General features: G+C 62.2%; 18 protein-coding genes. 5 read left to right on the top strand and 13 right to left on the bottom strand.

What is annotated here, in order from left to right; translation table 11 throughout:
- Positions 1–23 precede the first annotated feature (23 nt).
- From QRN07_RS16480 to QRN07_RS16535, 12 genes are all read right to left on the bottom strand, one after another.
- Positions 24–2,213, bottom strand: a complete 2,190-nt coding sequence (locus tag QRN07_RS16480) for a glycoside hydrolase family 3 N-terminal domain-containing protein (protein WP_285241635.1) — start codon at positions 2,211–2,213, stop codon at positions 24–26.
- Positions 2,210–3,247, bottom strand: a complete 1,038-nt coding sequence (locus QRN07_RS16485) for a Gfo/Idh/MocA family protein (RefSeq protein ID WP_285241636.1) — start codon at positions 3,245–3,247, stop codon at positions 2,210–2,212. The genes QRN07_RS16480 and QRN07_RS16485 overlap by 4 nt, the downstream gene beginning before the upstream one ends.
- Positions 3,244–4,170 (bottom strand): alpha/beta hydrolase, encoded by a 927-nt coding sequence (locus tag QRN07_RS16490; protein ID WP_285241637.1) that lies wholly within the window; start codon positions 4,168–4,170, stop codon positions 3,244–3,246. The genes QRN07_RS16485 and QRN07_RS16490 overlap by 4 nt, the downstream gene beginning before the upstream one ends.
- A 2-nt stretch (positions 4,171–4,172) precedes the next feature.
- Positions 4,173–5,723: an MDR family MFS transporter gene (locus QRN07_RS16495; protein WP_285241638.1), complete on the bottom strand. Its 1,551-nt coding sequence runs from the start codon at positions 5,721–5,723 to the stop codon at positions 4,173–4,175.
- On the bottom strand, positions 5,720–6,613 hold the full coding sequence (locus QRN07_RS16500; RefSeq protein ID WP_285241639.1) for a sugar phosphate isomerase/epimerase family protein: 894 nt from the start codon (positions 6,611–6,613) through the stop codon (positions 5,720–5,722). The genes QRN07_RS16495 and QRN07_RS16500 overlap by 4 nt, the downstream gene beginning before the upstream one ends.
- The gene (locus tag QRN07_RS16505) at positions 6,610–7,014 is read right to left on the bottom strand and encodes a C-glycoside deglycosidase beta subunit domain-containing protein (protein WP_056601119.1); all 405 of its coding nucleotides are present in this window, start codon (positions 7,012–7,014) and stop codon (positions 6,610–6,612) included. The genes QRN07_RS16500 and QRN07_RS16505 overlap by 4 nt, the downstream gene beginning before the upstream one ends.
- Positions 7,015–7,021: 7 nt before the next feature.
- Complete coding sequence (locus QRN07_RS16510) at positions 7,022–8,575, bottom strand: GMC oxidoreductase (RefSeq protein WP_285241640.1); 1,554 nt, start codon at positions 8,573–8,575, stop codon at positions 7,022–7,024.
- 52 nt (positions 8,576–8,627) lie between these two features.
- A complete protein-coding gene (locus QRN07_RS16515) occupies positions 8,628–9,518 on the bottom strand; it encodes an ATP-binding cassette domain-containing protein (RefSeq protein WP_056601117.1) in 891 nt (296 codons plus the stop codon).
- A complete protein-coding gene (locus QRN07_RS16520; protein ID WP_285241641.1) occupies positions 9,515–11,347 on the bottom strand; it encodes an ATP-binding cassette domain-containing protein in 1,833 nt (610 codons plus the stop codon). The genes QRN07_RS16515 and QRN07_RS16520 overlap by 4 nt, the downstream gene beginning before the upstream one ends.
- Entirely contained in the window at positions 11,344–12,279 is a 936-nt protein-coding gene (locus QRN07_RS16525; protein ID WP_235504785.1) for an ABC transporter permease, read from the bottom strand. The genes QRN07_RS16520 and QRN07_RS16525 overlap by 4 nt, the downstream gene beginning before the upstream one ends.
- A gap of 81 nt (positions 12,280–12,360) precedes the next feature.
- Positions 12,361–13,875: an ABC transporter substrate-binding protein gene (locus tag QRN07_RS16530; protein ID WP_285241642.1), complete on the bottom strand. Its 1,515-nt coding sequence runs from the start codon at positions 13,873–13,875 to the stop codon at positions 12,361–12,363.
- Positions 13,876–14,188: 313 nt separating this feature from the next.
- A complete protein-coding gene (locus QRN07_RS16535; RefSeq protein ID WP_056601109.1) occupies positions 14,189–15,448 on the bottom strand; it encodes an ROK family transcriptional regulator in 1,260 nt (419 codons plus the stop codon).
- A 184-nt stretch (positions 15,449–15,632) separates the two neighbouring features.
- Here QRN07_RS16535 and QRN07_RS16540 point away from each other — a divergent pair, with 184 nt between their 5' ends.
- Genes QRN07_RS16540 through QRN07_RS16550 form a run of 3 tightly spaced genes read left to right on the top strand, consistent with a single transcriptional unit; the run spans position 15,633 to position 22,239 of the window.
- Positions 15,633–17,459, top strand: a complete 1,827-nt coding sequence (locus QRN07_RS16540) for a glycoside hydrolase family 3 protein (RefSeq protein WP_285241643.1) — start codon at positions 15,633–15,635, stop codon at positions 17,457–17,459.
- Positions 17,460–17,467: 8 nt separating this feature from the next.
- Positions 17,468–20,695: a glycosyl hydrolase gene (locus tag QRN07_RS16545; RefSeq protein WP_285241644.1), complete on the top strand. Its 3,228-nt coding sequence runs from the start codon at positions 17,468–17,470 to the stop codon at positions 20,693–20,695.
- Positions 20,692–22,239: a family 43 glycosylhydrolase gene (locus tag QRN07_RS16550; RefSeq protein ID WP_285241645.1), complete on the top strand. Its 1,548-nt coding sequence runs from the start codon at positions 20,692–20,694 to the stop codon at positions 22,237–22,239. Before QRN07_RS16545 ends, QRN07_RS16550 begins: the two co-directional genes overlap by 4 nt.
- Positions 22,240–22,324: 85 nt before the next feature.
- Here the strand turns inward: QRN07_RS16550 and QRN07_RS16555 are convergent, their stop codons facing one another.
- Complete coding sequence (locus tag QRN07_RS16555; RefSeq protein ID WP_050684313.1) at positions 22,325–22,525, bottom strand: hypothetical protein; 201 nt, start codon at positions 22,523–22,525, stop codon at positions 22,325–22,327.
- A 512-nt stretch (positions 22,526–23,037) separates the two neighbouring features.
- Here QRN07_RS16555 and QRN07_RS16560 point away from each other — a divergent pair.
- Both QRN07_RS16560 and QRN07_RS16565 read left to right on the top strand, forming a co-directional pair.
- Entirely contained in the window at positions 23,038–24,105 is a 1,068-nt protein-coding gene (locus QRN07_RS16560) for a LacI family DNA-binding transcriptional regulator (protein WP_056601106.1), read from the top strand.
- A 78-nt stretch (positions 24,106–24,183) separates the two neighbouring features.
- Positions 24,184–25,857 carry an ABC transporter substrate-binding protein gene (locus QRN07_RS16565; RefSeq protein ID WP_285241646.1) on the top strand — a complete coding sequence of 558 codons (1,674 nt, stop codon included), beginning with the start codon at positions 24,184–24,186 and terminating at the stop codon, positions 25,855–25,857.
- Positions 25,858–26,014 lie beyond the last annotated feature (157 nt).

Consider the following 26,014-nt stretch of genomic DNA (forward strand, 5'->3'; position numbering starts at 1 on the left):
TTGTTGGGCGTGGTTTCGGTGTCTTAGGAGGAAGGTGGAGTGACCGTCAGCCTGAATTCCTGGAAGGACAGACCGTCGCCGACCCGGATCCGGAATTCGCCTGGCTCCACGATGTAACCGGCCTCGGCATCGTTGGTCCAGAATCCCAGGTCATCGAAGCCGACGGTCAGTGTTACCCGCCGCTCTTCGCCAGCCGGCACGAACACGCGGTGGAAGCCCCGCAACTGCCTGACAGGCCGGGTCACACTTGCCAGAAGGTCGGAGACATACAACTGGACAACTTCATCCCCGTCCCTCGTTCCGGTGTTGCGAACGATCGTGGTGAAAGAAAGCCTTGTTCCAGCTCTGAGCCCCTCCAAGGCGACCGACAGTGCCTGGTCCGGCGATGATGACAGCTCAAACGAGGTGTAGCTGAGCCCGTATCCGAAACCGAACTGCGGCCCCAGCTCCAAGTCCAGATACTTCGACTTGAAGTAATCATCGGTGTTGTTGGGGCCGGTCAGTCCAACGTCCGGCCGCTGGTGGGAAAGGGATCCTCCTGTGCGGGCGGGCCTCCCGGTTGACTCGTGGTTGTAGTAGATGGGTACCTGACCCACCGAACGCGGAAAGGACATGGGCAGCTTGCCGCCGGGGTTGACAGTGCCGGTGAGGACGTCAGAGATCGCTTTTCCCGCCTCAGTGCCCAGGTGCCATGCCACCAGGAGGGCAGGACACTGATCAATCCATTCGCTGACCACCAGCGGCCGGCCTGTCATGAGCACTACGGCAAAAGGGGTGCCCGAACCAGCAATGGCCCTGATCAGTTCTTCCTGGTCTCCGGGGAGGTTCAATGAACTTCGTGAGCTTGCCTCCCCGGAGAGGGTACTGGGTTCCCCTACGGCCACAATCACAAGATCCGCTTCCGCCGCGGCGGCAGCGGCTTCAGCCTGGAGGCCAGGATCGGAGTCAAAAAAGGTGGCGCCGGGAAGTGCCGTCACCACAGAGCCAGGCAGGGCCGCGGTGAGGGATTCGACAATTGAGGTGGTGGTGGGCGAGGCGAAATACTGTACCCAGGCGCCGAGGTGGTCCTTGCTTTCAGCATAGGGACCCACCACCAGAACGCGTTGTCCCCGTGGCTTCAGCGGCAGGACGGCTGCGTCGTTCTTCAGCAGGACAGCGCAGCGTGCGGCAGTGGCCCTTGCCGCTGACAGCGAGGCTTCATCAGGGCCGGTAGCGGCTGCCGACTCGTCCACATAAGGGTTTTCGAACAGGCCCAGTGCCTGCTTAAGACGGAGCACACGAAGTACGGCGTCGTCCAGGCGTGCAGGGTCCAGCACGCCCTCACGGATGATGGGTTCATTTCCGCTGAGCAAAGAGCCGCCCATTTCGACGTCGAGCCCTGCTGACAGAGCCAACCGCCCGGCGTCGGACGCGCTGGCGGCGACGCCATGCTCCACAAGTTCTCCCACACCACCGGCATCTGCGACGACGATGCCGTTATGTCCCCACTCATTCTTGAGGACATCGGTGAGCATCTCCCGGTTGGCGTGCATGGGTACGCCGGAGACTGCGTTGAAGCTTGCCATCACGCTGGCGACCCCTGCTGTGACCGCCACCTTGAAGGGCTCCAGGTAGATGTTGCGAAGCCGTTGGATGGAAATGTCTGTGCTGTTGTAATCGCGGCCTCCCTCAGCGGCACTGTAACCAACAAAGTGCTTGGCGCAGGCGGCGATAGACGTGCGCGAGGAGAGGTCATCGCCTTGGTAGCCGCGGATCTTGGCCTCCCCGAAGACGGCGTTGAGGTATGGGTCCTCACCGAACCCTTCCACCACGCGTCCCCAGCGCGGGTCCCGGGACACATCGATCATGGGCGAGAAGGTCCAGTTGACTCCGGTGGACCGGGCTTCCCTGGCTGAGAGGCGGGCATCGGCCGCCGCCACCTCCGTGTCGAAGCTGGCGGCTTGTGCCAGGGGAGTGGGGAAGATGGTGAATTGGCCGTGGACTACGTCGAGGCCGATCAGGAGGGGGATGCCGTGTGGGCTTTCCTCAACTGCGGTCCGCTGAAGTGCATTGGTGGCCTTCGCCGTTGCAGGCCAGAAAAGGGCACCGGCACCGTTACGGGCAAGGGCGCCCGCTTCGGTGGAGTCCGGCCGCCAGACGATCTGGAGCTGAGCCAGCTTCTCTGCATAGGTCATGGCTGCCAGGATCTGCTCCGGAGTTGACAGTGGTTTCAACTGAGTGTTCCTTCCAGGGTTGCTGTCCGGGCCTGGTTGACGCGGACTTCGCCTCGTATCAGGTCAAGCGTTCGCATGATGGCGAGGGTGTCGCTCAGTGGCATCACGGAGCTCTGCAACCTGCCGGTTTCAATAAGGCGGTGAAACTCGAGAATTTCGTATTTGAGCCCGCCGCCGATTATGGGCGCCCGGATGATGTGGGGCTCCACCGTTCCGGGCCCCGACGGGTTGTAGCGTGAAACGGCCAGCCCGTTTGGACAATGGTGCGGGGCCGGCAACTGGATGTAGCCTTCCGTTCCCAGTATCCGTGCGTCGTTGGGCAGAACTGTTCGTATGGAGGAGCTCATGGTTCCGGTGCCCCCGTCACCGAAAAGCAGGAGTGCCGTTGTGTCCAGGTCCACACCGCTGGAACTGATGCTGCCGAACGCGGCGACGGTTGGCTCGCTGCCGAGGAGCCAGTGCGAGAGCTGAACGGGATACACGCCGAGCTCCAGGACGCTTCCTCCGCCCAGCGCGGGGTCATAGAGTGCTGGCCGTGCGCCCGGACCCGACTCCGGTATCGGGAAACCGAAGGACGCTTCGACTTTCCGCACCTCGCCGATGGCACCGTCATCCACCAGACGCTTCAGCTCAACGTAGGCGGGAAGGAACCTGGACCACATGGCCTCCATCAGGACCGCGCCCCTGCTTTGGGCGGTTCGAGCCAGGTCGAGGGCCTCGGCATGGTTGGAAGTAAAGGGTTTTTCGACCAGGACGTGTTTGCCCGCCTCCAGGAAGAGCTTTGCGTGCTCGTGATGCAGTCCTGCCGGCGTGGAAAGGTAGACGGCGTCTATCCCGTCGTCACTGGCAAGGTCCTGGAACGACAGGAGTTGTTTGGGTATGTCGAAGTCGGAACAGAACTTGCCCGAGGCTGCGACGGTACGGGACGCGGCAGCGGCGATCGAGGCACCGGGTACTTCACCTATTGCCCGTACGAATTCCCTGGCAATTGTTCCCGTGCCTGCAAGCCCCCACCTGACGGCTGGTGCAGTCACTTCGTCCCCAAAGCCGGAGACGGCGCCTTGAGTATCCGGGCCAGGAACTCGATTGCCGTGCCAACGTGGACTTCAGGATCGCCCGCGTAGAAGACATGGTGAAGTCCAGGAACAGTAATCAGGTGTACGTCTGCGTTCACTTGTTCGAGGGCCCGAGCCAGCTGCTGACTTTGGCTGACTGGTACCAGCCGGTCCGCCTCCCCGTGGATGAGGAGCATCGGTGGTGCGTCGAAACGGACGTAGGACACCGGGGACATCTGCCGGAGCCCTTCCTCATACGGCCAGGGTGATCCTTCGAGAATCATTTCGATCGGTGATGGAAGCCGGACACCTTCGGCCAGGGACTCAGAGAACGACGGCATCGCGACAGCATCCGTTATGGGATAGAAGCACACAGCGGCGCTGACATGGCTCGGCACATCGGTGGCTCCGACATTCCCCTCAAGTTCAGGGTCGTTGACGAGGGCCACGAGCGCCGCGAGGTGCCCGCCGGCCGATTCGCCCCAGACCGCGATGCGGTCGGGATCGATGCCGAGTTGGGGTGCGAACGTCCGCAGGTAGCGGACGGCGGCTTTCGAGTCGTGCAGTTGCGCTGGGAAGGGCGCTTCGCGCGAATGCCGGTAGTCGATGGTTGCTACGGCCATGCCAGCGTCGATTGCCGATTGGAAGACGAGGTTGGGGTCCCAGTCGCCGGGGGGTTGGCTCCGCGCACCGAAAATCCATGCGCCGCCGTGGATCCAGACGACCAGCGGCGCAGGGGCGGAGGCGTCCGCTGGCACGTAGAGGTCGAGTTCCAGGGCCCGGTAGCCGTCGATTGAGGCATAGATCAGCCCTCTGTGGGCGACCGCGTTGCGCGGCGGGTCCACCAGTGCCTCCGGTGGAAGGAACGCTGGGAGGAAATCGGCGGTAATTTCGTTGGGCATAATTAATCCTCTGCTTGCAGTACAAGATTGGCAGGGTTGGCCTGGGTATCGGGATCGGCAGTGTCCTCTGCGGGGGCGCTGGCTTCATCCGAAAGGCGTCCGTCGGGCAGCATTAACGCCGCAATGAATCCCAGAAGGTAGACCCCGGCCAGTGCCAGGAAAACGGGGGAAAACACGTTGTGGTAGATCGCGGCGATTTCTGCCTGCAAGGCCGGGCCGGCGGCGTGGACCACAGCAGGTGTGAGGGTGCGGGAATCGAGTCCGGCTGGCAACAGGGACGCGACGCCGAACCCCACCACGCCGCCCACTACTGCTGAGCCGATGGTGGATCCGACCTGGCCGCTCAGCCCGGCGGTTGCGGTGGCGGTGCCGAGTTCACTGCGGGGTGCAGCGCTTTGCACGATGGCAATGGCGAGGCTCATGAACGCTCCCGTGCCGAGGCCGACGACCGCCATGATCAGCGCCGGGAGCCACAGCGGCACACCCTCCGGGAGCAAAGACATGGCTCCGAGCCCGAGTGCTCCTATCACCGTGCCGACGATCGGAAACACACGGTAGCGGCCTGTCCGCGAAGCGAGCCAGCCCGTCACGAGGTTGCCCACCAACATTCCCAGCACGGTTGCGATGGGTACCAGTCCTGAGATGGTGGCACTGACGCCAAATGCCATTTGGAAATACGTTGGCAGGTACGCCGTAGCTGAGATGAGCCCTGCACCCATGACTGCTGAAAGTCCCACGCCTGCACTGAAGGTCCGGTTGCGGAACAGCTGAACCGGGATGATGGGGTTCTGTTGCCCCCGCTCGACGGCGACAAGTCCGCCCAGCGCCGCTGCGCCGGCCCCAACGGCGATCCACGCTGTTGAGCTTGCTGAACTGAACCACGCAACTGCCAGCACCACCGCCACAAGGACAGCGGTGAGCAGCAGTGCTCCAACGACGTCGAAACGTTTTCGGCCCGCTGGTTCGATGTGCGGAACGGCGACGACCGCCAGGAGAAGCGCGGCCAGCCCCACCGGGACGTTGATCCAAAAGACCCAGGGCCACCCCCAGTGGTCTGTGATCAGGCCCCCCAGGAGCGGCCCGATCAGAATCGCGACCGGAAAGGCGGCCCCGATGAGTGACAGGTACTGCGGACGCTGCCGCGGCGTGGTGACCTCGGCAACGATCGTCTGCGACATCAGCTGAAGACCCGCCGCGCTCATCCCTTGGACGACCCGCGCACCAACGAGCTGGGTCATGTCCTGCGCGAGGCCACACCCGAACGAGGCTGCAACAAATCCGACGAGCGCAATAAGAAAGACCATCCGCGGACCGACCCGATCGCCCAGCCCTCCAAGGACCGGGAGCAGGACGGTACTGGCGAGTGTGTAACCCACCACCACCCAGCTCATGTGCTGGAGGGCTCCCAGTTCGCCGGCGACAGTTGCCAGTGATGTCGAAACGATGGTGTGGTCGAGGGCGCCAAGGAACGAGACCGCCAGGAGTGCTGCCATGAGGAGCCGGAGGCGGGCGGGAGAAACCGGGACCGTTCCGCTGTGGAGGGCTTGGGTCACAGCGTCCCGGCGATCTCGGCCTCCAGGCGATGCAGGAGAGCATGCTGCCGGCGCACCTGTTCGATGGATCGGTAAGGCAGTCGATCGCCCTCGTATTCGCTGGAAAGGTAACCCGACCATTCGTTCTTCTTCAGGGTTTGAAGGATCTCGCGCCAGGGTATCTGGCCGTCAACAAGGTCATCGTCGATGTCGAAGAACTTGGCCTGAATGAAGGACACGTAGGGGAGGACATCCACCAGGTCCGACATGGGAACGGCGAGGGGTTTACGCCAGCCTTCTTCCTGGGCTTCTTCGCTGAGGCCGTCGTGCTTGGCGGTGGTGATTGCCCTCTGGAAGATACCGGTGTCGATGAGCAGGCGGAAGTTCTTTGATCCGGTTCGCTCGATGAAAGCGATGTACTCGTCCACCACCGGGTGCTTGATGGGAGTGGGCGCATGGATTTCCGGGCAAATGATGAGATCCAGCTCGGCTGCGAGATCGAGGTTGCGCTCGATCACTTCCTCCCAGATCGGGTGGGGGCGCAGGTCCATGGACACCACACCGATCTTGGGGCGGATTGAGGTGAATCCAAGGCGATGGGCCAGGCGAAGGTCACGGGCCAGCATCCCGGTGCCCTCATCGGCGGTGAGGTCGCGGTCACGCCACATGCTCGAGTCGATCCACGACCCGTAGTTGGTGGGCTCCAGCTGGTATTTTTCGAGCAGCCCGTACCATTGGTCGATCCATGCCGTGGACGGTTCCGGATAGTTGGGCACATGACCTTCACCCAGGATCTCAATCCCGGTGGCGCCGATGTCAGCTATTTGTGCCATGGCGTCTTCGAGGGTGAGGACGGTGTTGATATCACCGGTGTAGCTGTAGAGGGAGACGCCGTACTTGAGGTTGCTCATGCGAGGACCGTGACCTTTCGCTGGGACGTGAAAATGGACGGTTGGAATTCAGCCGGAATGTAGGGTGCGTGCAGCGCAATATCAACGCGGACATCATGGACACCTACGGCCAGGCCACCTGCAAGCGGCACCATGACGGTGGCCACTTCATCGAGCTGCCAGCGGACATTGGTGGATTGGCGCAGTTCCTGGATGCTGAAAGTGCGTCCCTGGAGTGTCCAGCGGGGTACTTCCCGGGTCCATTCCTGACCGTCCACGGTGACAGCCACCCCATCGATGAGGCTTCCCCAGACGCCCCGGTAGTTGGGCATGCGCAGGGCTATCTCGAAACCGACAGTGTCGGCTCCTTCCTGGACGTTGCGAAAGCCCCGGCTTTGGATCAGTTCTCGTTCGAGGACCATTTTTTCCTCACTTCTCTGTGGACGTGGAGTTGATTGATTCTGCGATGTGGCGTGCACCGGCGACGGCCAGGGCCACCCCGGTCAACGTGGGGTTGCAGGCTGTAGGGGTGGGAATAACACCGTTTCCGGCAACGAACAACCCGCTGACGTCCCACACCTGTCCGGTGGGATCGCACACAGCGGTGCCGTCGTTGGATGTCCCCATCCGCAGGGTGCCTTGGTAGTGCAGTGAGGCGCCAGCAGGGAAGGTGAGCGGTTCATCGCCCAGTGGCTCGCCCAAGGACCGGGCAGCGGCAACCACTGATTGGCGCGCTGCGGACAGTGTCTGCTCGTCACGTTCGGTGAAGGTGTAGTGGATGTTCATTGCCGGCAGCCCATAGGCATCCGTGGTGTCTTCGGAGAAGACAACGCGGTCCGACGCTTGGAGGTCCTTGGCGCAGAACCACCCCAGCCCCACGATCGAACCAGGGATGACGTCCCCTGAAATGGGTACCGGCGACGCATCGAGTTGCATGACCTGTCCATGAAAGGGCTGCTCGTCGGTGAAGGGCACCCAGCTCACACCGCTTTGGGCGGTGATGGTGGTGTCGTGTGACGAGGCAGCGGGAACATCATCCGCGACGCCGGTCAACCGGACGGCGTGGACGATCTGAGGCTGGTCGTTCAGGTACCGGCCGAGTGCTTCGGGGCGGATACCGGACGCGAAGAGCAGCTGCGGACCGCGGAGGGCGTCGGCGGCAACGACGACGTACCGGGCCGCAATTTTGTGCTCGTCACCCGTCCTGTCGTCCCGCACCCGCACACCGCTGACCCGATCTCCGTCGGTCAGCACCCGAACCACCACGCTTTCGTCGAACAGGCGGGCCCGGGGGTTGTTCCGCGTCTCGTCACCGAACACCACGTCAGCTCCGGACCAAATGAAGCGGCCGTCGCCAGTGCGGCGGACCGCCAGCGGCATGGGCTGGACACGGCGGTCAGGTGCCCGGCCGCCGTCGAGCGCCGTCGCCAGGCGTGAGCGGACCAGGTCGGCCAGGGGAGCGTCAGCCAGGGCCTCCGCGCTGACGGAGAGTAGGCGTTCGGCCTCGCTCAGAAGCTCATCCATGTCCGGAAGGAACGCGATGCGCTCGCTGCCACCTGGGCGCGGGCAGGCTCCGGTCCAGTGGGCCGCCATCCCGCCAACATTGCTGGAGAAGGCAAGACCTGGCAGTCCAGCCTCGCCGGGCTGCTGCCAACCGTCATCGAGCAGGAAGGTGCCGGGCCGGACCGGGCGGGCGACGTCGCGTGCGTACGCTGCGAGGTTCCCGCCGGTTGGCAGGGCGCTCACTTTTCCCTCTGAGCGGCGCTGGGCAACTTCGCGGTCCTGCACACCAGCGATGTTTTTCACGTGGGATCCGGGCGGATCACTGATGGTCGGTCCGGCCTCGAAAATGGCAATGTTTGCCTGGGGGCTGAGTTCGGAAAGTATCCGTGCATATGTGGCGCCGGCGGGGCCGCTGCCGATGATGGCGACGTCAACGGCGGCCGGATAAGGGCGCGCTGAAGGTACTGCTGTGGTGGTCATGCTGGTCTCCGGGAGTCTGTGGAAGGGAGGGCCGAATGCCCTGGTGGTTTGCTCAGCTGGCGGCTGTGGACAGTGCGGGTTGAGCGTCAAGAAAAAGTCGTCGTTCTCGGCGCCGTTCGGCCTGCAGCGCCGGGTTGGCGATAGGGGAGGCCAGGAGAAGCGCCTTGGTGTAGGCATGGTGCGGCTTGGCAATAACCTGTTCCGTGATGCCTGTTTCCACGATTTCTCCGCGTCGCATGACTGCCACGCGCTGGCTGATGTGCCGCACCACATCCAGATCGTGGGTGACGAACAGGAGCGAAACGCCGGTTTGCTCCTGTATGTCGGAGAACAGTTGGAGGACCCGCGCCTGGGTGGACAAGTCCAAGGCACTGACCGGCTCGTCACACACAATGAGCTTGGGATTCCTGCAGAGGGAACGGGCAATGGCGATGCGTTGCCGCTGGCCTCCGGAGAACTCGCGAGGGTAGCGGGTGCTGGCGTTGGCGGGCAGGTTGACTACATCGAGGAGCTCCCGGACCCGGCGTTGGGCATCAGACCGGGATGTGCCCGATACCTGCATCGGCTCAGACAGAATGTCGCTGATGGTCATGGACGGATTCAGGGAGGTGTAAGGGTCCTGAAAAACCACCTGAAGGTCGCTGCTCAGCGCCCTTCGCTCCTTCTTGCTGAGCTTGGTGATTGACCTGCCATCGAACCGGATATCGCCGCCGGTCACCGGGGCGAGACCAAGCACGGCACGGCCGATGGTTGATTTTCCAGAACCGGACTCGCCCACGAGTCCCAGGGTTTCGCCAGCCTTGATCTCAAGGCTGACACCCTGCAAGGCCCGAAACGACCGTTTTCGGCCCAAGCCGCCGCCAATCCTGTAGTCGACCGTCAGGTCAGAGATCCGCAGGAGGGGCTCTGATTCGGGCGAGGGGGTCTGGTTGACGGAAGTCATTGTGCACCTTCTGTCTCAGTGTCCATGTCAGAGCCGACGCGGTTGGCCGGTGTTTTCGCGGTTGAATCCAGCGCAGAGTCCAGGAGGAGCCGTGTGTATTCGTCCCGGGGGTTCGTGAACAGGTCATTCACGGCAGCTACCTCCACAATTTCTCCGTCGCGCATCACGGCCACTTGGTCGCAAAGATCCGCAACGACGCCGAAGTTGTGGGTCACCAGGACGACACCCATGCCGCGTTCGGCCTGGAGGCTGCGGATGAGGTCCAGCACGTCGGCCTGAACGGTGACGTCCAGGGCGGTGGTGGGTTCGTCGGCGATAAGAAGTTCCGGGTTGCAGGAGACTGCCCCGGCAATCAGCACGCGCTGCGCCATGCCGCCTGAGACCTGGTGCGGGTAGGAATTGAACACCCTCTCAGGATCAGGGATGCCCACACGGGCGAGGAGCTTGAGGGCTTCATCCTTTGCAGCCTTCGCCGGGATTCCCAGATGGTGCCGCATGGGTTCGGTGAGCTGGGACCCGATGCGGAACGCGGGATCGAGGTTGCTCATGGGCTCCTGGGGGATGTAGCCGATCCGGGCGCCACGCAGTCGATTGCGCTCCTTTGGACTCATGCCGAGCAGATCCACGCCCGCGAAACTGAGGGTGCCGGCAGTCATTTCGGCTTGCCCCGGCAGGAGGCCCAGCACCGAGAACGCGGTTTGCGATTTTCCCGAACCGGATTCCCCTACCAGGCCAAGGATCTGGCCCCGTTCCACTTTCAGGGAAATGCCTTTGACGACGTCGGACTTCTCACCGTTGGGGCGGGGGTAGGAAACCCTGAGGTCGTCGATGACCAGGAGTGCGTCGCTGGGATCCACAAGCACTTTCTGCATTGGCCGTGCAGGTTCAGGAGTTGTACTGGCGTGCTTTGCAGCTTTTACTTTCCGGGCGGGGCCGGCAGAGGATCCGTAGTTCGCCAGCGCGTCCCGGACGCCGTTACCAACCAAGGTGCAGGCCATGACCGTCAAGACCAGTGCAGCGCTTGGCCAGATGAGCAGCCCGGGTGCGTTGAAGATGTTTTGCGATGCGTCGTTGAGCATCAGGCCCCAGCTGGCTTTGTCGGACGAGCCAAGACCAAGGAAGGCGATGCCTGCTTCGATTCCGATGCCGGCACCTGCCAGCAGTGCCGCCTGGATGATGGTGGGGGTGATGACCACCGGAAGGATATGGCGAGCCATGATGCGGATATCGTTCAAGCCGGAGACCCGGGCTGCGTCCACGTACAGCTCCTCCCGCACTGCCCGGACCGAGCCGCGGATGAGAAGAAAAACCGACGGGGCGATCAGGATGCCGAACACCACCAGCGCAAGGGAGGTACTGCGTCCTACCCGGGCCAGCACTACAAGGAGCACAACTATTGCCGGCAGCGACAGCAGGGCGCCACTGATCCACATGCTGACGCCGTCGATCCAGCCCTGGCGGTAACCTGCCAGGAGCCCGGTAGGAACACCAATAAGCAGGCTCACTGCGATGACGATCGCGGCGCTGGAAAGGCTGGTTTGGGCGCCGTATACGAGGTTTGCCAGCACGTCGCGGCCCACTCCGTCTGCGCCCAGCGGATGCTCAGCTGTGAAGGGGGGTGCCAGGACATCAGCGAGGCGGGTGGCAGTGGGGTCGTAGGAGGAGATGAAGGGCGCGAGGACCGCCACCACAACGAGCAAGCCAAGGAACACGAGCGACATCACTGCGGCCGGTTCACGAAGGAACTTCTTGATCAGCCTGTCGCCCTGGGGTGCGGAGCTGACCACCTCCAGTGACTTGCGGGTACCGGTGACAAGGTTATCGGTCATGAGACACGAACTTTCGGATTGATCCAGCCTTGTGCCAGATCGACGAGAAGATTGACGACGACGACGAGCACCACGGTGACCAGGACGATTCCGAGCACAACGGGCAGGTCACCTCGGCTGGCGGCGTTGTTTGCCTGTGTCCCGATCCCTGGGATATTAAAAACTTTCTCAACGATCACTGAACTTGAGATGGCCACAATGAACATCAGCGATACGGTTGTCAGCGTCGGTCCCGCTGCGTTCCGCAAAACATGCTTGACCACGATGCTCTGGTCAGGAAGACCACGACTGCGGAGTGTGCGGACAAAATCCTGCTGAAGCACGTCGATCACCGAACCGCGCACCTGCAACGCAATTGAGGCAAGTGATCCTACCGCCAGAGCGATAACCGGGAGGGTGATGGAGGCGAGCCAGCGGACAGGGGAGTCGTTGAACGACGTGAACCCCGTGGCGGGCAACATGCGGAGCTGCACTGCGAAGACCAGTGCCAGAACGAGTGCAACCAGGAACCCGGGTACAGCCTGGACAAAGGTCGAGATTGCTTGAAGGCCACGGTCAAGAGCGCCGCGTCGCACAGCCGCAATGATTCCGATGACAGTCCCAAAGAAACAAGCCAGGAGCAGCGAACCGACCACCATTGAGAGAGTCGGGGGGAGCGCCGCGCCGAGTAGTTCTCCGACTGGCTGGTTAGTGAACCAGGACCGGCCAAGGTCTCCTTGGACTGCAGACCCAAGCCACTCAAAGTACTGGGCGAAAAGCGGCTGATCCAGCCCGAGCTGCTGACGCTTTGCCTCAACCTGCTCGGCTGAAGCCACCGGACCAAGGACCTGGCGAACAGGATCCTGACCGGTGAGGTTCAGGAGAAAGAAAGTAGCTGTCGAGATGACAAACATGAGCACCAGTCCTGCGGCCAGGCGGCGAAGGATAAACATCAACACGGCAGCTCCTTTGGCTTCGGTGATGAAGGAACGAGGACTAGTTGGGCTGGCCGCAAATGGGCCAGCCCAACCAGGTCACTTGGACGGTGTGAAGCCCCAGATCGGGGGGACCGTCGCATAGCGCTGCGGTGTGACAGTGATATCGGCGTTGCCTGCAAAGACGTTGTCCGCCTGGATATACGGCGCAAACCATGCCTGGTCGACGAGGTAGGTATTGAGTTCCTTGAACGTTGCTGCCTGCGCCTCGCCGGTTTCGCCCTGTGCCTTGTTGACAAGATCAACAATGGTCTGGTCAGCAACGTGGAACGGGTTCCACAGTGACTGGGGCGTGAGTGCGAGCTGGGCGAAGTCCCACGGTCGGGGACTGTTGAGCCCGAAGATCGCTGCAGGGTATTTGCCAGCCAGCAGGTCCGAGATAAACGACTGGCCGTTGACAGGCTGATACTGGGGCTTAACTCCGATAGCTGTCAATGCCTCGGTCACCGCCGCCTGCTGGTCGGGGTAGACAGGTGATACATCAGGCATGGGGAGGTCGAACCCGTTGGGGTAGCCGGCCTCTGCGAGGAGTCGCTTGGCGGCGGCGACATCGAAGGGGTACTTCTTGTCCAGGTCAGGTACATACGCGTCGCTGGAACCGCTGAATACCTGGCTGGTCGCTTTTCCCTTGCCCCCAAAAACTTGGGTAAAAATTGCCTCGCGATCCAGTGCCATGTTGATGGCCTGGCGTACCTTGGGTTCTTTGAGCGCCGGGACGAGCGTTCCGTCGCGGTCAAACAAGTAAAGTCCGCTGGTGGTGTAGGCAGGGTTTGACTGGATCTTCAGGCCTGCAGACTCGAGGCTGGCCGAGTCTTTATCGGTGACCACAGCGAAGTCCGTTTCGCCCGCACGCAGCGCATTAAGGATTGCATTGTTGTCGTTGAAGACCGTGACTTCGATGGTGTCGAAGGGGAAATCTCCGGCGTTCCAGTAGTCAGCGTTTCTTGTGTAGGCGTATTTGATGCCGGCCTGGGACTTAGCGGCATCAAGGACGTACGGACCAGAACCGACAGGGGTGTTGTCCAGCGCGGGTGTTCCCAGCGCCTTGGGGCTCGCAAGTACACCTGCGGTGCCGCCCAAATTGGGTACGAGCGAGGGATCCGGGGCTGAGAGGGTAACTACGAGGTTAGTGGCGTCCTTCACCACGACATCTTGAATAAAGCGGAGTTGCCCGCCAGCTTCGCCTGTTCCCTTGCGAGCGGAGTCCAGATTCGCCTTCACAGCCTCTGCATCCAGGGAAGCGCCGTCGGTGAATTTGACCCCCTCCCGAATGGTCAGGGACAAGGCCGTCCGGGCTTCGTCATAGCTCCACTTCGTCACGATATTCTCGGTGGGCTCGCCCTCATTGTCGTTGCGGAACAAAGTGTCATACACCGGCTGGAGGAACATTGTCGTTGGCCCGGTACCAAAGTTTCCCGGTGAAAAAGATTCGGGGGTTCCGATGGCTGCGATGTCCAGCTCGGCGGTAGCGGCAGGATCATTTTGGGAAGCGCCGGTACAGGCGGTGAGCGCCAATACGGCCGTAACGGCGGCGGTGCCGATTATTTTGCGCATGTTTCTCCTAGACATGGCGGCGAACGCTCAGCTTTGAGTCGTTCGAATGATTCTCCGCGCGACGACGCAACGGAGGTGGATCAGTGGTGCGTTGTGGCGGGGTGAACGCCGGACGGGGTGCGGGGTACGCCTCGCTTCAGGGCCGGCAGTGTAACCGGCCCCGGAAGAAGGACGGGGATAACCGCTGCTGTGGGTGTTTTCATCTGGTGCTCCCCTCGTCGTTGAGGCTGTGTCCGCGTGTGAGCGCCGACACCCCTTGGGAAAACGATAATCCGGGCACCGGACGAAGTCAAGACTTAATCCGGTTTCCGGTTTATTCGGGCCTAACTTCCTGTGCCGCTATCCGAGGCGAGTTGAGGCGCGAAAGGAGGACAGAAAGATGCTGTTTGGAAAGCAGCTCCCCTATCGCCAGCTGGGCGGCACCAACGACTCCGCCCACTTGCTCATCGATTGCCGACAGTTCGACGATCAGGTCAGGGGCGGCCGCGGATGGCAGCCGGTCCAGGACGGCCTGCTGGATGGGCTTCAGGACGATGTCTTTTGCCCGGGCAATGCCACCGCCAACAACCAGCATGTGAGGGGCGAAGAAACTCACCAGTGTTGCGAGGCTGCTTCCGAGGAGTGCCGCTGTTCGGCTGAGTAGCTCCTTCGCGGCCGCATCTTCGTGCTCAGCGGCCAGCGTCACGTCATAGGCGCGAACACGTCCGGTCTCCTTGAGGACTTGCGCGAGGTAGGGGCTGCGTCCCGTTTCGGCCAGCATCAAGCCGTCCCGCTCAATCGCCCAACCGCTGGTGACTGCCTCAAGGCAGCCTGTGCGCCCGCACCTGCAGGCAACCACTCCGGCCTCGGGTACAGCTACATGGCCGATTGAGCCGGCCAGGCCATGGGAGCCACGGTAGAGCCTGCCGTCGGCAATGAGCGCCGCTCCAACTCCTGCTCCCGCGCCGAAGTACAGAAGATGTTTCGCTTGTGCAGCCCGCGGATTCCCTACAATTTCAGCCAGCGCCAGTAGGTTAATACGGTTGTCCACCCAGGCCGGAACCGGCCAGCGCGCAGTGAACTCTTCCCGTACTGGATAGTCACCCCACCCGGGCAGGACCGGTACTCCGACGGGCACGCCGGTGTCGAAATTTACAGGGGCGGGCAGGCCCACTCCTATACCCAGCATGGCGTTGTTGCCTTGCTCCTTGGTGACTTCCGCGATGATCGCGCTGGCGCGGGCGAGTACACGCTCGGGCCCCTCGCCAACGTCACACAGCTCCCTGTGCCTCGTGCCGAGCAGGGTGCCGGCGAGATCGGAAGCACTAACTACCAGTTCATTCGAGGCGATGTCCACGCCCACAACGAAGCCAGCCCCGGCATTGAGAGAAAGCAGCCGGGCCGTCCGCCCCCCTGTGGAGGGAGCGCGCCCTGGGGAGTGGACAAGCCCGATCTGTTCGAGTTCCGCTACTCGTTCCGCGACGACACTTCGACCCAGTCCTACCTGATCGGTAAGGGCGGCCTGCGTGATGCCATCCTGCCAGCGGATTGTCTCCAGCACCGATGCCAGTCCCGTGTATCGCTCTGCGGCCATTGATATTTCCTCCCTGCCATTCTGCGGCGATCATGCCACAACGCCGATCTGCATGAATCCACCTCAGTGGATGGTGGGTCTTCACAAACCATCATCTGTCAAAAAAGACTTCACACACCGAAGTCTAGGTACTTTTACCGATTATCGGATAAACTCTATGAAACTCATCACACAAGGAGGCGTCATGCGACGATCAATCAGTACGACCGAAGACGGCGTGCAGTACCGCGATCTCAACGGAAACGGAGTACTCGATCCGTATGAGGATCCGCGTATAGACGCTGAAACGCGCGCTAAAGACCTTCTCGGACGCCTGTCGATCGAGGAAAAGGTCGGGCTGCTCTTCAACACTGTGATGCATGTAAGCGATCCCGGTGACCACGATACGGCCGGCCCGTTTGGGCCGGAGTCCCCCCGGGATTTCGTGGTTGGGCAATTCATCAACCACTTCAACATCGGGCGCTTTCCTTCGGCGGAACACATGGCCCGGTGGCAGAACGCCATGCAGGAACTGGCCGAGCAAGCTCCCCACGGGATCCCGATCACTTTCGCTACCGATCCACGGCACGGTTTCGCGCAGAACGATGGCATGGTGTTCTCGACGGGTTCGTTTTCACAGTGGCCCGAACCGCTGGGTCTTGCGGCTATCGGTGATCCTTCCGTGGTCAGTGACTTCGCCGAGACGGCCCGTAGCGAGTACGTCGCTGTGGGGCTCCGCGCAGCTATCCACCCGCAGATCGATCTGGCCTCGGATCCACGCTGGGCCCGTCAGCTTCAGAGCTTCAGCTCCGACCCCGACGTGACGTCGCTGTACGGTTCACTTCTCATATCCGGGCTGCAGGGGGAGACGCTGTCATCGACAAGCGTCGCCTGTACGGCGAAACACTTCCCCGGAGGCGGCGCCCAGGAAAACGGGGAAGACCCTCACTTCCCTCAAGGGAAAGCCCAGATTTACCCGGGGGGGAATTTTCATGAACACCTCGCGCCGTTCCGCGCGGCCATCGCCGCCGGCACAAGCGCCATCATGCCCTACTACTCGCTCGCGAAAGACCTTGTCATCGACGGCGTCGCGGTGGACGAGGTGGGTTTCGCGTACAGCAAGTACCTGATCACGACACTTCTCCGCGAAGAGCTTGGCTTCGATGGTGTGGTACTCACGGACTGGCAGCTAGTCACCGACCTCGAAGCCTTTGGCTTGCCGTTTCCTGCAAAAGCTTGGGGTGTTGAGCATCTCAGTCGTATCGAGCGCGTGGAGAAGCTCTTTGATGCCGGTTCAGATCAGCTTGGTGGCGAGTCCTGTACAGACCTGGTCCTCGAACTGCTGACCAGCGGACGGCTATCCGAGGAGCGCCTGGACGCCTCAGCCCTGAGAGTGTTGCAGGTCAAATTCGAACTTGGCCTGTTCGATAATCCGTACGTCGACGAGAACGAAGTTGCGGTCATTGTGGGCTCTGAGCCCTTCCGGACGGCTGGACACCGCGCCCAGGCGGAATCCGTTACGGTCCTTAAGAACCACGGAGTGCTGCCTCTGCGAGCGGATACCCGCGTCTACGTGGAAGGAGTCAACGCAACGGTCGTCGGCGACAGGGTGGTCATCGTCGATGACAAAAAGGACGCCGACGTGGCTCTTATCCGCATCACGGCGCCTTTCGAGCCGCGCAACGAGTATTTCCTTGACGCCATGACACATCAGGGAAGCCTCGACTTCCCGGACGAGGAAATCGCGCGGGTGCAGGCAATCGCTGCAGAACTGCCCGTGATCCTGGACGTCTATCTTGAGCGGGCCGCAATCCTTACTCCGTTCGAGGACATCGCAGCGGCCATCACCGCGAATTTCGGTGCATCTGACGCTGCCCTGTTGGATGCGTTGACTGGTGCCATCCCTCCGCGGGGCCGGCTGCCAATCGAGCTCCCTCGCTCCATGTCCGCCGTCGAAGCCTCCCATCCAGACGTACCCAACAACACTGAAGATCCTCTCTATCCCTATGGTGCGGGGCTCAGTCTGACGTGAGTAGCCACATGGACACCCCAGGCGCCGAAGTGGATGAAGCAGCCGGAATGAAGGAGTCGAGCGAAGTTCTCTGGAACGAGTTCGTAAATCCTCCGGATTCGGCGCGGCCACGTGCCTGGTGGCACTGGATGGACGGAAACGTGGACCTCGAAGGCATCCGCGCGGACCTTCGCTGGCTCCATTCAGTGGGCATCCGGGGCGTCCAGGCCTTTGACGGTGCGCTGGGTAATCCGCTTGTTGTGGAAGAGGCTGTGATCCCCGGCACCAAGCCGTGGCGGGAAGCCATTGCCGTTGCCGTGGAGACGGCCCACGGCCTCGGCTTGGACTTCACTGTTGCCACTTCTGCGGGTTGGAGCGCATCGGGAGCTCCTTGGGTGCAAAAGGCTGATGCCATGCGCAAGTTGGTGTGGTCGCAGACTGTGGTCGAAGGCGGTGTGCTGGCAAGACTCGACAAGCTTCCCGACATGGCGGGACCGTATCAGGACATCCCCACGTGGGGAGCCGGGACGCGTGAAGGTTCAGGTGATGCCAAAGACCTCTTCGCCCTTGCCATCCCGTTCCACGACACCCACGATGCTGTGGAGCCGGCGTTTGTCCGCACCTCCGACTCGCCCACTGAAGCGGTGGCCGTTAACCGTGTGGCCGCCGTCGAACACTTCCGGTTGACCCGTGACCCGGACAACCACTCGGTGGCCTGGATTGAACAGTCCTTTGCCAGTCCTGTGACCGTGCGTTCCTGCGTCATCGAGCTGCCCGGCCCGCGTGGTTTCGGCGCGGCGCCGCCAGCTGCGGCTACGCTGCAGGTCCAAGGCGACGACGGCGATTACGTCACCGTCTGCTCCCTGCCGGCGACACAATGCCCTTCGCGGAGCATGTCTTTTGCCCCGGTCAGCGGCACGCACTTCAGGTTGCGGCTGGAGGCCGACGGGATATCCTCCATCCTGGCGGCGTTCGAGAAAGGGGTGGTTCCCCCGCCGGTATTTCGGCCGCTCAGCGAATATGCCGTCAGTGGATTCGCCCTCTATGAAGCCGGCATGCCCGCGCACAGGGAGGCCAAGAGCGGCTTCGCCACCGCACTCGACTACGACCAGCTTGATACAGACCCGCACGCAGCATTCGCGGCTGTGCCGCTGACCAGCATCCTTGACATCAGCAGTCAGCTGTCGAAAGGAAGGCTGATCAGTCCCCTTCCTGACGGCAAATGGAGAGTCGTCCGCTTTGGGGCCTCACTTACCGGACAGACCAACGGCCCGGCCCTCCCCGAAGCAACAGGACTCGAGGTGGACAAACTCGACAGCGAAAGAGTCCGCCGCTACATTGCAACCCACCTGGCCCAGTTCGGTGACGCACCGATCGACGGCCTGCTCAGCGACAGCATTGAGGCCGGACTGCAGAACATCACAGATCGCCTCAGCGACGCCTTCCGCCGTCTTCGGGGTTACGACATGATCCCGTGGATGCTCACCACAGCCGGTTTCCTGGTGGAGGACGCTTCCTCCAGCGACCTTTTCCTCGCCGATTACCGGCGCACACTCGCTGAAGTCTTCGCAGAGTCCTACTACGGCACCTTGTCCGAAGAAGCACATAAGCGCGGCGCAACTTACTACGCGGAGGCCTTGGAGGACCGCAGGCCGCAGCTTGGCGACGATCTGGCCATGCGCTCGCATGCAGACGTCCCCATGGGGGCCATGTGGACGTTCAGCCCTGGGGCCGGGCCCGCACCCACATACGTCGCTGACCTCAAAGGCGCCTCGTCCGTGGCACATGCCTACGGGCGCAGCCACACCGGCTCTGAAGCCTTTACTTCGGGGCGCAACCCTTGGTCTGATTCGCCGAAGTCCCTGAAGCACGTCGCGGACCTCCAGCTGGCACTCGGTGTGACGCGTTTCTGCATCCATACTTCCCCGCACCAACCCACGCAGGTTCCGCTGCCCGGAATGGCCCTGGCACCCTCGCTCGGCCAATCCTTCAGCCGCAACGAGACCTGGGCGTCCACTGCCAAGCCATGGGTGGACTACCTGGCCCGGTGCTCGCATCTTCTTTCCCTTGGCCGTCCAGCAGTGGATATCGCCTACTTCATCGGCGAGGAAGCGCCGGTCACCGCGCTTTTCGGCAACGCATGCAACGACGACGTTCCCGCTGACTACGACTACGACTACATCGGCCCGGATGCACTTGGTACCGTCTTGAACGTTCAGGCCGGCGAGCTGCAGGCCGGCACATCCCGATACAGGCTGCTCTATCTGGGCGGTGCCAGCCAGAGGATGAGCACGGCAGCCCTCGAAGCCATTCTGCGATTGGTGGAGCAGGGCGCAACCGTCGTCGGCAAACGTCCAACGGCTCGGCGTTCACAGGCTGACGACAACCAGCAACATCAACGTCTCTGCGACTTGATCTGGGGCAATCGACCAACGGGCACCGTTTTCGCCACCTCCGACCTGGCAGCCGTGCTTCGGGAACATTTCCCACCACGAATCATCGTGGGGGACTCACGGGTCCGGCGGATCGCCCGGTGGGTGGACGGCGATCAGCCCCTGCTTTTTATCGCCAACCCTGTCAACGAAACGCTGCGCACCACCGTGACGCTGCCGACCATGCACGGCGGATTCGTTGCCTGGGACCCGGTGACACTGCAACGGCATGCCCTGGTACCCGCGGAGGGTGGCGACGGCTTGGACGTGCGACTTCCCCCTTACGGTTCGCTCTTTATTCTCAGGGGCGAGGCGGATCGACTTCCCGACAAGGAGTGGTTAACCGAAGTTGCCGGTGAATGGAAACTCACCATCCCGGGCGCCGATCCTCTACAGCTAACCCACGCCACCCATTGGACCGACCCGGAAATCGGGGCCGAGCACTTCTCCGGAACGGCGACCTACGTGGCGGAGATCCAGCTCGACGGCCCCGAGCTGCCTCACGCAATACAATTCGCCGATATTGCTGATGTCGCAAGGATCAGCGTCAACGGTGTGGAGGCGGGAATCCTCTGGACTGCGCCTTACCGGGTGTCCACCAGCGCATTGAGGCCAGGGCGGAACCGGATCGAAGTCAGTGTCACCAATCCGTGGCGCAACCGGCTGATTGGTGAAGCCCACAGCACCACCGGCTCGCTCTACCCACCCATGACGGGCGTCTTCACCGACGCAGCCGAAATCCTGCCTGCAGGATTGTTGGGGCCACTGAGCCTGGTCCACCACCGCCGCCCGTCTACTCCACCATTGAAAGGACTGGATGTATGAATACCCAACTGACGCCCGCCGCTGTGAACCAGGAGGGCCAGCGACGGTCCGACCTCGGCGATGGAACATACCTGAACCCGGTGTTTGCGGGGGACCACCCGGACCCGGCCATCCTGCGTGACGGGGATGATTACTACTTGACCTTCTCGTCGTTTGAGTCCACGCCCGGACTCATCATCTGGCACTCACGGGATCTTTTGAACTGGCAACCGCTCGGGCCCGCCCTCTCCACGCCCATCGGCTGCGTGTTTGCCGTCGACATGTGCAAAGTGGACGGCCGGTACTATATTTACATACCGATCATCCCCACCGCCATCTCACCGGACCCAACTGCGCCTGTGCTGACCTATGTCATCCATGCCGAGAACATGGCGGGACCTTGGAGTGAGCCCATCAATCTGGGCATCGAAGGGCATATCGATCCAGGGCACGCGGTGGGAGAGGACGGCAGCCGCTATCTGTTCCTCAGCGGAGTCAGCCGCGTCCGGCTCACCGACGACGGACTGGCTACGGACGGACCAGTGGAGCACGTCTACGACGGCTGGCGCTACCCCGATGACTGGGTGGTTGAGGCCTACGCACTGGAAGGGCCCAAGCTCACCCGCCGCGGCGAATGGTTTTATCTCACGACGGCGGTTGGCGGCACCTCCGGTCCGCCCACCGGGCACATGGTCGTTGTCGCCCGGTCCCGCTCCATTGACGGACCGTGGGAGGACTGTCCCCGCAATCCCATCATCAGGACATGGAACGCGGACGAACCATGGTGGAGCAAGGGCCATGCCACCTTGTTTGAGGGCCCCAACGGCCAATGGTGGAGCATCTATCACGGCTACGAAAACGGGTTCGCCACGCTGGGCCGGCAAACGCTCCTGGAACCCATCGAATGGGACGGGGACGGCTGGCCAAGGGCAGTCGGGCAGGACCTTTCGGCGCCGCTGCCGGCACCCCTGCCCGCTGCGTCCCAGGCAGCCAATCAGGTCCATGGCTTGCCGTTGTCAGACAATTTTTCAACTGAGCGCTTTGGAACCCAATGGTCGTTCCACGCCCCGTCCCGAAACGAGTATCTTCGGGCGTCCTTTGACGCCGGGCTGGTCCTGCAGGCCCGGGGATCGGGCCCGTCGGACAGCTCACCGTTGACGTGCATCGTTGGCGACCGGCGATATGAGATCACCGTGGAGATGGAGGTCCGCGACGGTGCCCAAGGCGGGCTGCTGCTGTACTACAGCGACCGCTTGTTCTGCGGCATGGGCCACGACGGTGACCGCATGACCAGCTACCGCGCCGGCAGGGCCATCCCGTACTGGCGTGAAGCTGCGCCTGCGGCCCGGACAATGCATTTGCGCATTGTCAACGACAACCACATAGTCACCCAGTACTACAGCCTGAACGGGACCGACTGGACCAGGCATGGATTGCGTTTCAACGTGGCGGGCTACAACACAAATACGGCTGACGAACTCCTCAGCCTGCGCCCGGCACTGTTTGCAGCCGGAACAGGGGAAGTGCGGTTCCGGAACTTCACCTACCGAGCGTTTAAGGACTGAGCGGGGCCTTTGCTCTAGTGCCCGCGGAGTTCAACCGCCTGCCCAGGGCCTGCACGGTGAGTGCAGGCCCTGGGCACTGCCAGGCTTAGTTGCCGCGCTGTTCGAATTCCAGGTCAAGCTCTTCGTGGCGAGAGTCGGTTTCCGGGTTTGTTTCGCCATCAGTGACGATTTCATGGTCCAGTTGCCGTTGAACCTGGCTATCGAGAACCTGCAAATTTTTGTCTTTCATTTTTCCCAGGTCCTCAGGAAAAACGTCGGCAGGAGTGATCCGCAGGTTTTCTTTCATGGCAGGCCTTTCTACAGCAGCACTCCACAGATTGGGACGCTCGCGATTGGTGAAGTCTACGTGCTGGCAGGCTCCGGCCGGAAGCGTTTGCCTGCAGAACCTACCGGCAGGCTCCTGGATCAGCCCGAGGCCTGGATCTCCCTAGGGACGGAATGCTTGCGTGGCCTGTTCCGGGCGGGGACCCGGGTTACAGCCTCGTGGCGTGGACCCGGGCATTTCAAATGCTCCCGATACCGTCCACGGTCATTCGAACCACAACGCCGGCTTCCAACGGCGGGGGAGTCCTGGCACCGTTGCGTCCCCCGGGGCCCGGCGAGGCAGCCCGCTGCCGCGCGTCCCCGCAAGGTGGCGGGCGGCCCGTTCCGAGCTGTTGACAGACGGGAAGTAACGCGGGTAACCTAAGTCACATGCCCGGCAGGTAACGCGCGTTACCAACAGCGTTGCCTCCGGGCTGCCAGACAATGAGGCGCTGGCAACATCCCTGCATCAACCAAGAGCACCCGGAGTATTCAATGGCGAAAACCACCCCCGACGAGTCCGTTCCTGTGCGGCAGCGGGGAGTCACCATGAAGGACGTCGCCAACCACGCCGGCGTTTCCCGGACTGCAGTCTCATTTGTCCTGAGTAACCGCGAAAACGCCAGTATTTCCGAAGAAACCCGCGCCCGCATTAGCGACGCCGTGCAGGAACTGGGCTACCGCCCTAATGCCGGCGCCCGTGCGCTGGCAGCACGGCGCAGCGACTGGTACGGAATCGTGACGGAGATCGTCACGGCACCCTTCGCCGTCGACATCATTAAAGGCGCCCAGGACCAGGCCTGGCTTGACCGCAGGTTCCTGCTCATCGCGCCCTCCGACCAGGCCGATGCCGTAGGACCCAACGACGGACTGGAAGATGCTGCAACTGAAAAGCTGCTGGAACAACGAGTGGAGGGACTTCTCTACGCAGCCACCTTTCACCGGGGTGTCCACGTCCCGGAAAGCGCCAAGGAAGTACCCACCGTCCTGATCAATTGCTTTGACGCGGACGGAAAGTTGCCGTCGATCGTCCCCGACGAGCGTGCCGGTGGCCGCGTCGCCGTCGAACGCCTGCTCCAGGCCGGCCACACCCGGATTGGAGTGATCAACCTCGACCCGGACATTCCCGCCGCAGTGGGGCGATTGGAGGGTGCCCGCGAAGCACTCGCACTTGCCGGACTGGAGTTGGACCCGGAACTGGTGGTGTCCGGATACGCAACGGCCGATGGTGGCTACGAAGCCGCGTGCCGGATCCTGGACCGGTACCCACCGGCTGACCGGCCCACCGCACTGTTCTGTCTCAATGACCGAATGGCGATGGGTGCTTACGACGCCATCAAGGAACGGGGCTTGACCATCCCCGGCGACATCGCCGTGATCGGCTTCGACAACCAGGAACTCATTGCGGCCTACCTGCGGCCAAAACTGACCACGGTTGCGTTGCCCTTCGAAAAAATGGGGGCCCTGGGCGTCCAAACGCTCGCTGCCCTTACAGCCGGACAGCCGATTCTTGCCAACCAGCAATTGGTCGGCTGTCCGCTGCTAGAACGCTCTTCGGTCTGACCGCGAAATCAACGTCGAAGAGCAAACCCTTACCCACCCCTTCACTTTGCTGATGAAGATAGGAAAGAGACAACCATCATGACACAACCCCGATACTTCCGGGCTGCCCGGATGACGGCAGCAAGCCTTGCTATGGGCGCGATGCTTCTCACCGGCTGCACCGCCAACGTTGGCAAAACAGGCACCTCCGACGCCGAAGCGAACGCCAGCGCGTTCCTCACCATTCCACGCGAGGACATGGGTACGTTCGTGCAGAACTTCAACCCGTTCGCCCCCACGGTCAACCCGATGGTTCAGCAGTCCATCTACGAATCGCTCCTGATCTTCAACCCGGCAAAGGGAGAAACAGTGCCGTGGCTGGCCACCGAGTGGAAGGCAGCAGAGGACGGCAAATCAGTAACGTTCACGCTTCGTGACGGGGTCAAGTGGTCCGACGGGCAGCCTCTCGTGGCTGACGACGTTGCGTTCACTTTCGAACTTCAGAAGAAGATCAAGGGCGGCTTTGAGTACCTGGACACCGTGACCGCCGAGGGGAATAACGTCACGTTCAACTTCAACAAGCCCTGGTCGCCGGCTCTCCATGACGTGGGCCAACTGATCATTCTGCCAAAGCACATCTGGTCTGCTTTGCCGGACCCGGAAAAGGACGCAAACGCCAAGCCGGTGGGTACCGGACCCTACACCGAGGTGGATACGTTCCAGGCCCAATCCTTCGTCCTGAAGAAGAACCCCAACTACTGGCAGCCTGGGAAGCAGAAGATTGCCGGCATCAAGATGCTCGCTTTCGCAGGGAACGACGGCGCCAACCTTGCCGCAGCAAACGGGGACGTTGACTGGGCTCCGCAGTACATCCCCAACATTGAGAAGACGTTTGTTTCCAAGGACAAGGAGCACCGCCAGTACTGGTTCCCTGCCACCGGCGCCATGATCAACTGGCAGCTCAATACCACCAAAGCGCCGTTCAATGATCTTGACGTCCGCAAGGCACTGAGCATGGCCGTGGACCGCGACCAGGTCACCAAAATCGGCATGAGCGGCTACGCCAAGCCGGCGGACTGCACCGGCCTCTCCGGCAACTATGAAACCTGGAAGAACAGCCAGGTCAAGGACAACTGCACGTGGACCAACCACGAGGTGCAAAAAGCCAACGACCTGCTGGACAAGGCAGGCTACCCCAAGGGTGCCGACGGGAAGCGCACGCTCAAGGACGGCAAACCCTTCGAATTCAAGATCTCAGTGGGTGCGACGTCCTCTGATTGGCTGTCCGTGGCCAACGTGATCGCGCAGAACCTGGCCGAGGTGGGCGTCACTGCCAAGGTGGAGTCCCCTGACTGGGCTGCAGTGGTGGCCGGGTACGAGACCGGCGACTTCGACTCCGGCATCGTCTGGAGCGCCAACGATCCCAGCCCCTACAAGTACTTCAACACCTCCATGGGCAGCGCCACGGTCAAGCCGGTAGGCACCAAAACGTTTGATAACTACCACCGCTTCGGCGACACGAAAGCCGATGCGCTGTTGGCCGACTTCGCAGCTGAAGCTGACGAAGCCAAACAAAAGGACATCGCCAACAAGCTCCAGGAAGAGTACAACGACGCCGCACCGCTCGTGCCGCTGTTCTCAGGCCCGGAATGGGGCGCCTTCAACGACACCCGATTCACCGGATGGCCCACCGAGGACAACCCGTACGCCACCCTCTCCGTCCGGTCACCTACAACGGTGCTCGTCCTGACCACCCTGGAACCGCGCAAGTAGTCCCCACCGCCGCCCTAACCTCGCTGCGCTTCGGCCAGGGAACCCGGGCGGCGTGGGCCCAACCACCGCCGCCCCCTTACCGCACGCCCGGCAGAACACCCGTTGATCCTGGCCCATACTGCCGGGCGTGCCCCACCTTTACGCAATTCCCGAATGG

This window comes from Pseudarthrobacter sp. MEB009 (assembly GCF_030208875.1).
Classification (GTDB): Bacteria; Actinomycetota; Actinomycetes; order Actinomycetales; family Micrococcaceae; genus Arthrobacter.